At 69.2% G+C, this 12,723-nt stretch carries 8 protein-coding genes and 1 pseudogene; 3 read left to right on the top strand and 6 right to left on the bottom strand.

Going from position 1 to position 12,723, the window contains the following annotated elements; all coding sequences use genetic code 11:
* From VFF46_RS32725 to VFF46_RS32710, 4 genes are all read right to left on the bottom strand, one after another.
* Positions 1-969 (bottom strand): DUF4185 domain-containing protein (locus tag VFF46_RS32725; RefSeq protein WP_325041108.1); only part of this gene is annotated, 969 nt, incomplete at its 3' end.
* A 185-nt stretch (positions 970-1,154) separates the two neighbouring features.
* The gene (locus tag VFF46_RS32720) at positions 1,155-2,729 is read right to left on the bottom strand and encodes a N,N-dimethylformamidase beta subunit family domain-containing protein (protein WP_325041107.1); all 1,575 of its coding nucleotides are present in this window, start codon (positions 2,727-2,729) and stop codon (positions 1,155-1,157) included.
* Positions 2,726-4,276 (bottom strand): N,N-dimethylformamidase beta subunit family domain-containing protein, encoded by a 1,551-nt coding sequence (locus VFF46_RS32715; RefSeq protein WP_325041106.1) that lies wholly within the window; start codon positions 4,274-4,276, stop codon positions 2,726-2,728. The genes VFF46_RS32720 and VFF46_RS32715 overlap by 4 nt, the downstream gene beginning before the upstream one ends.
* Before the next feature lie 127 nt (positions 4,277-4,403).
* Entirely contained in the window at positions 4,404-5,888 is a 1,485-nt protein-coding gene (locus tag VFF46_RS32710) for a lysyl oxidase family protein (protein ID WP_325041105.1), read from the bottom strand.
* 205 nt (positions 5,889-6,093) lie between these two features.
* On the opposite strand from VFF46_RS32710, the gene VFF46_RS32705 reads away from it, so the two are divergent.
* On the top strand, positions 6,094-8,103 hold the full coding sequence (locus VFF46_RS32705; RefSeq protein WP_325041104.1) for a fibronectin type III domain-containing protein: 2,010 nt from the start codon (positions 6,094-6,096) through the stop codon (positions 8,101-8,103).
* Positions 8,104-8,154: 51 nt separating this feature from the next.
* Here the strand turns inward: VFF46_RS32705 and VFF46_RS32700 are convergent, their stop codons facing one another.
* The gene (locus VFF46_RS32700) at positions 8,155-8,931 is read right to left on the bottom strand and encodes an SDR family NAD(P)-dependent oxidoreductase (RefSeq protein ID WP_325041103.1); all 777 of its coding nucleotides are present in this window, start codon (positions 8,929-8,931) and stop codon (positions 8,155-8,157) included.
* Between the two features lie 177 nt (positions 8,932-9,108).
* Here VFF46_RS32700 and VFF46_RS32695 point away from each other — a divergent pair, with 177 nt between their 5' ends.
* Together VFF46_RS32695 and VFF46_RS32690 are read left to right on the top strand one after the other, a co-directional pair.
* Positions 9,109-11,253 (top strand): bifunctional SulP family inorganic anion transporter/carbonic anhydrase, encoded by a 2,145-nt coding sequence (locus tag VFF46_RS32695; protein ID WP_325041102.1) that lies wholly within the window; start codon positions 9,109-9,111, stop codon positions 11,251-11,253.
* A 54-nt stretch (positions 11,254-11,307) separates the two neighbouring features.
* Positions 11,308-12,495: an MFS transporter gene (locus VFF46_RS32690; protein WP_325041101.1), complete on the top strand. Its 1,188-nt coding sequence runs from the start codon at positions 11,308-11,310 to the stop codon at positions 12,493-12,495.
* Here VFF46_RS32690 and VFF46_RS32685 read toward each other — a convergent pair.
* A pseudogene (locus VFF46_RS32685) lies at positions 12,465-12,723 on the bottom strand (hypothetical protein); the annotation flags it as partial. The gene VFF46_RS32690 and the pseudogene VFF46_RS32685 overlap by 31 nt on opposite strands.

The following is a 12,723-nucleotide window of genomic DNA, read 5'->3' as shown; positions in this document are numbered from 1 at the left end:
GAAGTCCTTCGGTGTGAAGTGCGTCCACGGCCCCCACGGCGTCGGCGACTCGTAGAACTCGAACGTGTACTCCGTCCAGGACGTGTAGATGTACCGGTTCAGCGGCTTGTCGTACACGACGCCGCCCTGGCTGATCGTGGTCAGGTTCGAGGCGCGTCCGGCCGTACCGACATTCACATAGATGTGCCGGTCGTCGTGCAGCGCAGCGACCCGGGCGTTGATGTCCGCGGTCCACTGCGGTACGCCGTTCGTCGTACCGGCGTAGAACTGCCACGTCGACCGGTCCTGAACGCTCGTCGCGGGCACCCGGGCCAGCCACAGGTCGACGGGGTCCGGGACCCGGTTCGAGAACGAGTCGCGCCAGTTGTTGTCGAGGCCGTACGCGTACACGTACCCGTCGGGCGCGTTCGCGTAGTTCTTCCCGTAGTCGAGGAAGAAGATCGTGGTGAACTTCGACCCACCGAACATCGGCGCACTGGTGTCGAAGGTCCAGGTGCGGCCCTTGTCGGTGGACTTCGCGATGGTCGCGGCGGGCGCGTCGTCGAAGTCGGTGGCGAGATCCTGGACGGCGAGGTAGAGCGCACCGCCGACGCAGGCCATGCCCGTCGGTTTGCGGGTGTGGTTCGCGTTCCACACCTTGCCGAGCTGGTCGCCCTGCGCGAGCTGCGTACCGCTCAGGGAGCCGGGCGTCCCGGAGATCCGGGTGACGCCGATGTCACTCGCGGTCGAGCCGAACCCGATGCCGTCGCCGTACGCCGCGTAGACGTTGTCGTCGTCGGACCAGCAGTTCGGCCACAGGTCCCCGTGGCTCGCGTCGTCACCGATCGCGGGCGCTCCGACGGTGGCGCCGGCGTCGACTCCTACGGTTGAGAAGAACGTGCTCTCCGGCGGTGAGCCGGTGGTCGCCGCACTCGTCGGGAGCGCGCCGACGAGGCCGAGGGTCAGAAAAGCAACGGCGATCCTTCGCATGCCGACCTCCTGAGATCCCGGTGCGGGCAGGGCGGGAGAAATCGATTTCCGCACCGGGTTCCTCGAAGGTAATCAGCACCTCAACCCCGGTCAAGACCTGACACCGAGATGGAAGAGCCGACGGCAGACGCACACAGCGCGCTGCGCGCGCTGGATGGTGAGTGGCGGGCGCGGTCGGGTGGGTGTCAGCCGACCGTGCCGCCGGAGCCTGTGGAGGTGGAGGACGAGGCGCCCAGGGTTGCCAGGTCGCCGACGGCGGGGTGGGTGCGGCCGAGGGGGCCGGCGGCCATGCCGCGGATCAGGTTCAGGGTGACGGTGCGGCCGAAGGTGACCTCTCGCATGGTCAGGGCGTGTTTCGAGTTGGGCCCGTGCAGCGACGGGACCCAGTTCATCGAGCCGGTGTCGAACACGCCGGCGCCGGACGGCACCGTGTAGTACGTCGCGTCCGAGAACGTGTGGATCGACGGCCCGCAGGACACCGGCGAATGCGCCACCACCTGCAGATTCTTCGGCGTACCGGCGATCGGGTACGCGCGGTCCACCTCGGTCGCGGTCAGCCCGGGGTACGTCGATCCCTTGCGCGCGCCGGTGCCCGCGAACAGGAAGAAGCCCGGATCGCGCACGGTGAACGACCCCACCGCCGGGAAGCACTCGTAGAGCATCCCGGTCAGCGAGTTCTCCGGGCGGGGAAACGGCTTGCTCCGCCACTTCGCGGTGGTGTCCGGGCGGTTCTTCACCGGATCCAGGTTCGCGTCCTTGTACCCGACGACGACCCGGTCCGCGCCGAGCGCGCCGGGCTCGTACCGCACCCGCCAGTACTCGGCGTTCGCCCCGAGGAACGCGACGTTCGTCCCGCTCTCCCGCGCCTTCGTGACGGCGTCGCGCATTGCCACCGTCCAGTACTCGTCGTGCCCGAGCGACACCATCCCGCGCGCCCCGGTCAGCGCGTTCGGATCGGTGGCCAGGTCGACGCTGGTCAGGTACGCGAGCCGTACGCCGCTCTGCTCCGCCAGCTGGATCAACGGCAACTCGGACTGGACCAGCGTCTTCGCGCCGTTCCCCTCGTACGGCCGGTCGAACGTGACGCGATGCGCGCGAGACCCGAACGAGTTGTCCGGCCCGTTGTAGAGCGAGTACCCGCCCCACTGGTTGTACGCCTCGTAGGTGTTCACGGCGTTCACGATCACGACCGCGTCGCGGGCCGACTCCGAGCGGACCGTGATCGGGACGTACTTCTCCTTGCCGTTGGCCGCCCGGAGCAGCAGCAGGTACGCACCGGCCGGCCACCCGGTCGTCGGTACCGTCAACGAAGGGGCCCACTTCGTGCTGACCATGTGATCGGACGGCCGTACGGTCGGCGCCGGCTGCGCGCGCCCCGGCACCGACGGCGACGTCCACACCAGCCGCCCGCCGGTCCCGCCGTACCACCCGATCCGGAACGCCCGCACGGTGAACGCGCCGGCGGTCGACGTCACGAACAGCCGGAACGACTGCCCGCTGTGGACCCGCACCTGATCGGCGTACCCGGCCAGTTCCATCGGCCCGGCGATCCGGCTGGTGTCGATCTTCCAGGCCGTCGTCCCCGGCTTCGCGTTCTCCGCCGCCACGCTCGGACTCGGTGCCGCCGTCGTCCGAGCACCCGTCGGCGTCGCGCTCGGCGACGCATGGTGCGTCGCCTGTTGAGCGGCGGACTTGCAACCGGCAGCCAGGACGAGCAGTGCCGTGGCCAGCACCAACCCGCTTCGTACTCTGTGCTTCACGCCTTGGATCGCAACTCCTTCGGGGAGGTGGGCTTCCCGATCGGCCCACCCGTTCCACTGATGGTCAACGGCGACTCGTGCAAGCGCGCCAGGTCCGGATGCGCCGGATGCTTGTGCCCCAACGGTCCCTCAGCCAACGATCGGAACACGTTCAGCGTCACGGTCCGCGCGAACGCCACCGCCGCCGGCCCGACACCCGCCTTCGCATCCGGTCCCGCCAACGCCCTCACCCATTCGATCGATCCGGTGGCGAACACCCCTGCCCCGGACCGCACCGTGTAGTACGTCGCGTCGGAGTACGTGCGCTTCGGCCCGCAGGTTGTCCGTGAGTGCGCGACCACCTGCAGGTTCGCCGGCGTGCCGGTGATCGGGTACGCCCGGTCGGCCTCGTCGCCGATCAGCCCAGGGTACGCCGTACCCGCCCGGACGCCGGTGCCGGCGAACAGGAAGAACCCCGGGTCGCGGACGGTGAACGCGCCGACCGCCGGGAAACACTCGTACAGCATGCCGGTCAGGCTGTTCTCCGGATCCGGGTACGGGTCGCTGCGCCAGCGCACCGTGGTGGTCGGCTGGTTCTTCAACGGGTCGAGGCGCGCGTCCTTGTACCCGATCATCACCCGCCGCTGCCCGAGCCGGCTCGGCGCGTACCGGACCCGCCAGAACACCGAGTTCGCGCCGAGGAAGGCCAGGTTCGTCCCGTGGTCGCGGGCCTTCGTCACCGCGTCACGCATCCCGAGCGACCAGTACTCGTCGTGCCCGCCGAACACGATCCCGCGAGCGCCGGCGAGCAGTCCCGGATCCGCCTCGAGGTCCGCACTGGTCGCATACGCCAGCCGTACGCCGCTCTGCTCCGCCTCCTGGATGACCGGCACCGCGAAGTTCAGCAGGCCGCGCGCACCGTTCAGGTCGTACGGCCGGTCGAACGTCACCTCGAGCGAACGCGTCGCGTGCTGCTCGTGCGGCCCGTGGTACAGCGAGTAGCCGCCCCACGCGTTGTACGCCTCCTCGGTGTTGACCGCGTCGACGATCAGCACCGCGTCGCGGGCCGAGTCCGAGCGCACCACCATCGGCACGTACTTCTCCTTGCCGTTCGCGGCGCGCAGCAGCAGTACGTACGCGCCCGGCAACCAGCCGGTGGTCGGGACCGTGAGCGACGGCCGCCAGTTCGTCGTCACCATCCGCACGCGGTTGAGCGTCGGCGCGGCCTGCTTGACGCCCCGAACGGCCGACGACGTCCAGACCAGGCGCGCGCCGGTTCCGCCGTACCAACCGAGCCGGAACGCGTCGACGGTGAAGTTTCCGTCGGAGGAGGAGACGTAGAGCTTGAACGGCTCACCGCTGCGGACGCTGACGTGATCGGTGTACCCGGCGAGGTCGGCCGGACCCGCCAGTTGGTAGTCCTTGATGACCCAGCTCGGCGTACCGGGTTTGGCACTGACGTGCTGGGCCTGGATCGAGGTACCGGCGGATTGCACAGGTGTGCTCTGACACCCCGGCAGCACAATCAACGACAACAACCCGACGACAGCGACGAAACCTCGGCGCATCGGCCCCTCCTTAGTCGTTTCGAAAGATAGGGGCGGGCTGCTTGGAACAAGCTGAGAGGCTCGCGCCCCCGGCTGGATCAGGGCCGGGAGCGCGAGGACGCCGGCGGGCGGGCCGGCGCCGGCGGCATCAGGGGATGTTGATGACGCCGACCGCGGGCACCTTGACGGTGCGGTGGTGCAACGTGCCGCCGAGAATTACCTTGCGCAGGGCAACGTTGTTGGTGGTGCTGGACTCGTACAGCCGGTGCTCCGGGTTGGCGGTCACCTGGATGTAGTACGTGCCGTTCGGCAGGTTGGTGACGTCGAAGGACTGGCCGGGCAGCGACTGCACGTACGTGTCCCCGTTGCCGACGTCCAGGACCTCACGGACCGACAGCGAGCTGTGGTCGCCGCACGCCGTGTGCAGGTCCGTGTTGTACGGGTGCCAGTTCGCGTTCTTCACCGTGTAGTCGATGGCGTCGGTCGCGGCCAGGCAGAACGCCTCCTTCTGGCTGCGGACGACCTCGCTCTGCTTCGCGTTCAGCAGGCTGTAGCGCGCGAAGTCGGTGAAGTGCCAGTGGTTGTGACCGGGACGGCCGTCCCACTCCAGCGTGCCGGTCGTGTGGTACCCGACCTGCTTGCCATGCGCGTCGTAGAAGTACTGGTACGCGTCCATCAGATCCTTGCCCTGACGGCGGAAACCGTCCAGCACCAGCGGCGACGGTCCCGCGTTCCACACGGTCGCCGAGAACTGCAGGAAGTCCTTGTTCGCGTCCGGCGTCCCCGCGTCGCCCGGCGCGACGTCGATCCCCCAGGCCGGCACCGGCCGGAGGTCCGGCTTCGGGCCGTTCGGCACGCTCGCCTTGCCGGTCGGACGGGTGGCGTTCGGCTTGGGTGCACCGGATTTCGCCTGCTTGGCTCCGAAGCAGCCGCGGACGCAGCTCTGGGCCTTCTGGATGGTCAGGTTCAGCTTCACCGAGGCGTCGTTCACCGGGATCTTGAAGAAGTCCCGGTACGCCTTGTTTACACTGACGACCGCCTTGTACTTGCCGACGGCAAGCTGTACCGGGTTGGCGTCGTTGCTGTAGTTGTGCACCGACCAGCCCGTCTGCAGCCCCCACACCGCGCCCTGGGTGAACGGGTTCGCCGCACAGTCGTTCGGGTACGGCGAGGTCGCCGGCGCGTCCGGACGGGTACGGGACCCGTCGCCGTTCAGGCAGACCGTCTGGTCCTTGTCGAGCACCTTCTTGCCGCTCGCGTCGGTGATCGTGACATGCAGGAACTTCCCCAGCCCGGAGAAGTCCGTGACGAGCCCCTTCGGCAACTGCCGGACCGGCTTGCCGTTCACGTACTGCGTGGCGACCACCGGCGAGGCGTACGACGCGCGCGTGGCCCGCACCTCGACCGGCGCGTTGCCGGCCACCATGTGCGTCCCGAGGTCCAGGTCGACGCCGTAGTCGGGCGAGTTGTCCAGCGTCACGTCGATGCTTCCGGCAACCAGTTTCAGCGCCGGGCGGGCCGTCGTACCCGACGTGGCCGCCGATGCGCCGCCTGCCGCCAGGGTTGCGAGTGCGACCAGGCCGGCCGCCCCGGCCGCGGCGACGACGCCCCGGCCGAGTCTTCTTCCGTTCACGATGATGGAACCCCCTCGTGCATCCGGCCGGCGTCCTCACGAGGCCGGCCTGCTGGTGGTACGACGACCCGACGGGGTACCGAAGTTGATCAAGGTTCGATGGCAGTCGTGTCACAGCACGTCACGAGGGCTGAATACTTGACTCCGTAAATTAAACGGTCCTAGGCTCGGCGCGTCCGCTCACTCCTCCCCCGGAGGACGTTCTATGTCTTTCAGACGCCGTACCACGATCGTGCTGGCTGCCGCCGCTCTGGTGACCACGGCAGCCGTCACCGCCCCGGCCGACGCGGCCCGGGAACAGCAACCCGCCTACCCACAGCTCGCCGCCAAGCCCTACATGGGCTGGAGCAGCTGGAGCCTGCAGTCCACCAACTACCCCGGCGTGAACCCCGACGGCCCCGGGAGCTTCATCAGCGAGAAGAACATCCTCACACAGGCCCACGCGCTGGCGACGAAGCTGAAGCCGTATGGATACGAATACATCAACGTCGACGCCGGCTGGCAGGACGGCGGTGACGAGTACGGCCGGCCGGTCGCGATGGCGAAGCGGTTCCCGCGCGGCATGAAGGCGGTCGGCGACGACATCCACAAGCTCGGCCTGAAGTTCGGGATCTACACGACCGTCGGCCTCGGTACGGACGTGTACCGGGACGGCAACACGCCGATCTACGACGCGCCCGGGTGCTTCACCCGCGACATCGTCTACCCGGACCTGCGGAAGACCAACGGCTGGGACGGGGCGTACAAGATCAACTACGCGAGCCCTTGTGCGCAGAAGTACGCCGACTCGATCGTCAAGCTGTTCGCGTCCTGGGGCGTCGACTTCATCAAGATGGACGGCGTCGGCCCGGGCTCCTGGAAGGGTGCGCCGGACGACCCGAACCACAACAACACCGAGGACGTGAAGGCCTGGTGGCGGGCCGTGCAGAACGCCGGCCGGCCGATGCTCTACACGCTGTCCTGGTCGCTCAGTCACCGGTACGCCGACGTGTGGAAGGCGAACTCGAACGGCTGGCGGATCGACACCGACGTCGAGTGTTACTGCGACACGATCGTCAAATGGGACAGCTCGGTGAAGCAGCGCTGGTGGGACGTCGCGCAGTGGATCGACGACGCCGGCCCGGGTCATTGGAACAACCTCGACGCGCTGGACGTCGGCGTCGGCGCGATGGACGGCCTGACCGACGCGGAACGCCAGTCGTACATGACGTTCTGGGCGATCAACTCCGCGCCGCTGTTCTCCGGTGACGACCTGACCAAGCTGGACGCGTACGGCCTGAAGCTGCTGACGAACCGCGAGGTGATCGCGATCGACCAGTCCGGCAACCCGGCCCGCCCGCTGAACCAGGACCAGCTGCAGCAGGTCTGGTACGCCCAGAACGCCGACGGCAGTACGACGGTGGCGCTGTTCAACCTGGCCGACTCCCCCGCCACCGTGACCGGGAACTTCGACCAGCTCGGCATCGGCGGCAAGGCGCTGGTCCGCGACGTCTGGGCGGACCGGAACACGCCCAACGTGTCCGGCTCGGTCAGCGCCCAGCTGCCCGCGCACGGCTCGAAGCTCTACAAGATCTGGCCGAACGGCGCACGCGTCCCGGCCGCCCTGACCGCGACGGACGTCGGCAGTACGACGGTGTCGCTCACCTGGCGGCCGACCGCGGGCGCCACGTCGTACAAGGTGTTTGCCAACGGCAAGCAGGTCGCGGTGAGCGCGGGTACGAGTGCGGTGGTGAGTGGTTTGTCGCCGCAGACGCAGTACTCGTTCACCGTGCAGGGTGGTAACTCCTCCAGGGCAAGTGCGCCGGTGACCATGATGACCTCGGCGGCCGGCGGGCCGGTGCGCTACGAGGCGGAGGCGCCGACCAGCACGCTCACCGGCTCGGCGAGCGTCAACGGCTGCAGCCTGTGCTCGGGAGGCGCGAAGGTCGGCAACATCGGGTACGGGTCGACCGTGACGCTGAACGGGATCACCGTGCCGAAGACCGGTACGTACCTGGTGAAGATCGCCTACACCGACGGTGACACCAGTCGGCAGAGCATGCTCACGGTCAACGGCACCGACACCTACTGGGCGAACTACAGCGGCCTCGGCGACAACGACTGGGGTACGCCACAGGTCACCTACCTACCGATGAAGCTCACCGCCGGCGCGAACTCGATCAAGGTCAGCAACGGAGGAGGCTACATCGCCGACATCGACTGGATCACGGTCTAGTCGACACACGCTGCGGGGCCGGCACCACCAGGGCCGGCCCCGCACCGCCGCTCAGATACCGGCGGTCGTCGCGCCGTCCATCGTGATGATCGACGCGGTCACATAACTGGCCCGCGGCGACGCCAGGAACACCGCGACGTCGGCGACCTCCTCGGGTTCGCCGACGCGACCCATCGGGATGTCGCGGACCATCTCCCGCAGCAGCTCGTCCTTCGGTTTGCCGGTCGCCCGGACGGCGGCCCCGAGGCCCTCGTCGACGCGGCCGGTCCGCGTCGTACCGGGGTTGATCACGTTCACCCGGACACCCTGGGCGGCGTACGCCTTCGCGTAGCCGACCGACGCCAGCATCAGCGCCGCGTTCGCCGCGCCGCCGCCGATGTGCAGCGGGTTCGCCGAGCGGCCGCCCTGGCCGACCACGTTCACGACCGCGCCGCCGCTGCCGCGCTCGGCCATCCCGCGGATCACCGCCTCGGTGGCGTGCATGTACGTGAAGTACTTCGCGTCCATCGCCGCGTGCAGCGCCGTACTGTCCAGCTCGTCGACCGGCGTCCGCCGGGCCGCGCCCGCGCAGTTGATCAGGATGTCCGGTACGCCGATCCGCCCGAACGCGGCCCGGGTCGCGTCGGCGTCGGTCAGGTCGACCGGCTCCGCCCGGAAGGTCAGCCCCTTCGCGGCCAGCGTCTCCTGTGCCTTCGCCAGGTTGCCGGCGTCCCGGGAGATGCCGATCACCTCGACGCCCTCGCGGGCCAGCGCCTCGACGCAGGCCAGCCCGATGCCCTTGCTCGCTCCGGTGACCACCGCGGTCTTCCCGCTCAGTTCCAGCTCCATGCGGCGAGTCTACGGGTGCTGAAGGATCGTCATCTTCGGCGCCCAGGGCAACGATTTGCCCGGATCGCTGTTCCGGCCTTGAACGGGTCAGTACGATAAGTCACCAGATCGACACTCTTAGTTCGACGCCTGATGCCCACGCCATTGCCCTGAGCACCGACGCCGGAGGATTCCCTCGTGCCGACCACTTCTCATTCACCTCCCAGTGCCCGTGAACGCCTGCCCTGGAAGGACTTCCTGCATCACGACCTCCCCGCTTCACTCGTCGTCTTCCTGATCGCCGTACCGCTGTCCCTCGGGATCGCCGCCGCGTCCGGCGCCCCGCTGATCGCCGGCCTGGTGGCCGCGGTGGTCGGCGGTGTGGTGGCCGGAGCTCTCGGCGGCTCCCCGCTGCAGGTCAGCGGCCCGGCCGCCGGACTCACCGTGGTCGTCGCCGAGCTCGTCAACCAGTTCGGCTGGGCCGCGACCGCCGCCATCACCTGCGCCGCCGGCCTTCTGCAGATCCTGCTCGGCATCACCCGGATCGGACGGCTCGCGCTGTCGCTGTCCCCCGCCGTCGTGCACGGCATGCTCGCCGGGATCGGTGTCACGATCGCCGTCCAGCAACTGCACGTCGTCCTCGGCGGCAAGGCACAGAGCTCACTGATCGCGAACGTGACGGCGCTTCCGGCCCAGCTGATCGCGCACCACGGCCACTCGGTCGCGGTCGGCGTACTGACGGTCGCGATCGTGCTGGCCTGGCCGCGAATCCCCAAGGTGAAGGCGGTTCCGGCGCCGCTGGTCGCGGTCGTCGCGGTGACCGCCCTGGCCGCGGTCGCGATGCCGGACGTGACCCGCGTCGACCTGCCGGACAACCCGCTGCAGAGCCTGATCCTGCCGCGGATGCCGGCGGGTACGGCGCTCGAGATCGGCACCGCCGTACTGACGATCGCCCTGGTCGCGAGCGTCGAGTCGTTGCTGTCGGCCGTTGCCGTCGACAAGCTTCATCGCGGGCCCCGGAGCAACCTCGATCGCGAGCTGATCGGCCAGGGTGCGGCGAACGCGGTCTCCGGCGCACTCGGCGGGATGCCGGTCACCGGTGTGATCGTGCGTTCCTCGACGAACGTCACCGCCGGCGCCCGGACCCGCGCGTCCGCGATCATGCACGGGCTCTGGATCGCCGCGTTCGTGCTCGCGGCGGGCGCGATGCTCGAACTCATCCCGATGGCCGCGCTGGCCGGCGTACTGCTGGTGACCGGGCTGCGCCTCGTGCAGCTCGCGCACATCCGCACACTCCGCCGCCACGACGAGCTCCTCGTGTACGTCGTGACCGCCGTCGGCGTCGGCGTACTGGGACTGGCCGAAGGCGTCCTGCTCGGACTCGTCCTCGCTCTTGCGCGGGTGCTGTACCGCCTCGCGCGGGCAACCGTCACCGCAACGGAGGCCGACGGGCTGTGGACGGTACGGATCTGCGGCGCGCTGGTGTTCCTCGGCGTCGCGTCGCTCGTCCGGACGTTGCGCGCGATCCCGGTGGGTGCTGCGGTTCGGGTCGAGCTGACCGTGGATCACCTCGACCACGCGGCGTACGAGGCGATCGAGGACTGGCGGCGCGGACATGTCGCGCGCGGTGGCTCGGTCGAGGTGCATCGCGGCGGTGTCGCGGAACAGTTGGACGACGTACCGCTGAAGGCCTTGCTGGCCAGGCTCGCCGCCGAGGGACAGCGGCCGGCGCACCTGTTCATCACCTGCGCGGACTCGCGGATCGTGCCGACGATGATCACCACCAGCGGTCCGGGCGATCAGTTCTGCGTGCGGAACATCGGGAACCTCGTGCCCCCGAAAGGATCGAACAGCAGCTCGGTCGACGCCGCGATCGAGTACGCCGTCGATGTCCTCGGCGTACGGTCGATCGTGGTCTGCGGTCACTCCTCCTGCGGCGCGGCCGCCGCTGCGCTCGCGGCCGACGTACCGGAAGGATCGGGGCTGGAGAGCTGGTTGCGGCACCTGGAACCGTCGATCCGGCGCGCGGTCCGGCTGCCCGACGTCCTCGATCCGGCGACCGGCGCGACGCTGCCGCCCGCGGACAAGCTGTCAGTCGCGAACGTCATCGTGCAACTGGAGAACCTGCGCACCTTCCCGTCGGTCCGCCGGGCCGAGGAAGAGGGACGCCTGGAGCTCATCGGACTGTGGTTCGACATCGCCAGCGCGACCGCGCTGTCGGTCGTGGACCACCCACCGTTCCTGGTCGGCGCAGACGAGGAACTCCTGAAGATCAGGACCAGCGGCACGGCGAGCGACCGCGAACGTGAGCATCGGGTGCGCGATCCATCTCCGAACGTCTGAGCGCCTTGATAATCCGGTGGCCGTGGGTACGGCGGGGCCGCGAGGATCGGGTGCATGGCGCAGGTCTTCCTCCGGTGGACGTGGCTGCGAGCCGTGCTGCACAACGGCTGGTGGCTGGTCACCAGCGTCTATCTGGTGGTCGACGCCGGCCTCTCCCCCGCCGAACTGGTGCTGATCGGGTCGGTGCAGAGTGCGTTCGCGCTGGTCTTCGAAGTACCGGCAGGTGTCATCGCGGACACGATCAGCCGGAAGTGGTCGCTGGTCATCTCCCAGGTGCTGATGGGCACGGCGATGCTCGCCACCGGGCTGGTCACATCGTTCCCGGCGTTGCTCGCCACGCAGGTGTTGTGGGGTATCTCGTGGACGTTCGCGAGCGGGTCGGACGTCGCGCTGATCACCGACGAACTGGACGACCCGGGCACCGTCAACCTCGTCCTCGCGCGCGCCGCCCGGGTCCAGCTCACCGGCGCCGCGACCGGCCTCGTGATCCTCGGTGTGCTCGCGTGGACCACGCGGCGGGACGTCACGATCGTGATCGCGGGCGCCGGGATGACGGTGCTCGCGGTGTACGTCGCGGTCCGGTTCACCGAGCACAACTTCGTCCCGACCCGCGGCCGGCGCTGGACCGCGTCCTGGAACACCTTCCGCGGCGGTGTCACGCTGGTCCGGCAGAACCGCGGGATCCTGCTGATCTTCGCCGCGACCTTCCTGGTGAACGGCGCCTCGGACGCCGCCGGGCGCCTGACCCAGAAGCGTCTCCTCGACCTCGGCCTACCGGCCACCCCGGACCCGATCATCTGGTTCACCGCGCTCGGCGTGACCGGCCTGGCCCTCGGCGCCGTCGTACTGCGGCTCGCCACCCGACGGATCAGCGGCGCCCATGCCGCCGGCGACTACGCGTTGGCGGCGCTGGCCGGCGTAGTCAGCATGCTGCTGCTCGCCTTCGCGCCCGGCCCGGCGGTCGGCGCGATCGCCGTCGTGCTGCTGAACGGGATCGTCACGCCACTCACCCGGGTGATCAGCACGATCTGGGTCAACGCCCGTACCACCGCCGGCATCCGCGCGACCACGCACTCGTTCCTGGCGCAGCTCGAGTATCTCGGCGAGATCACCTGCGGTCTCACGGTCTCCACGATCGCCGGTCTCACCACGGTGCCGCTCGCCCTCACCGCGTGCGCGGTCCTGTTCGCCGCAACTGCCGTACTGATGCGTCAGCTGACCTGCGACGAGGTGGCGGTGTAGGTGTCGCAGGCGGCGGGGCTGGCCGCGTCGAGGCCGGCGTACGTCCAGTAGCCGTGGTTCTCCTTGTTGCCGTGGTCGTGGTCGGGGTCGACGGTGTTCCGGGTGACCAGGCTCCAGGCGTCCTGCCGGTCCGGCGTCAGCGGGAAGTCGTTGCGGTCGGCACCGAGGTAGACCGCGCTGAGGCAGGACGCCTGCAACTCCGTACGCCGGGAGTCCTCGAGCTGTACG

This window comes from Kribbella sp. (assembly GCF_035655035.1).
Taxonomy (GTDB): Bacteria; Actinomycetota; Actinomycetes; order Propionibacteriales; family Kribbellaceae; genus Kribbella.
The sequence above is the reverse complement of the archived record's forward strand: the minus strand, read 5'-3'. Positions and strand labels throughout refer to the sequence as shown.

Coding starts and splice junctions, on each gene's coding strand:
- VFF46_RS32715 (WP_325041106.1), bottom strand. CDS start 4,276: ATGCGCCGAGGTTTCGTCGCTGTCGTCGGGTTGTTGTCGTTGATTGTG.
- VFF46_RS32705 (WP_325041104.1), top strand. CDS start 6,094: ATGTCTTTCAGACGCCGTACCACGATCGTGCTGGCTGCCGCCGCTCTG.
- VFF46_RS32700 (WP_325041103.1), bottom strand. CDS start 8,931: ATGGAGCTGGAACTGAGCGGGAAGACCGCGGTGGTCACCGGAGCGAGC.
- VFF46_RS32690 (WP_325041101.1), top strand. CDS start 11,308: ATGGCGCAGGTCTTCCTCCGGTGGACGTGGCTGCGAGCCGTGCTGCAC.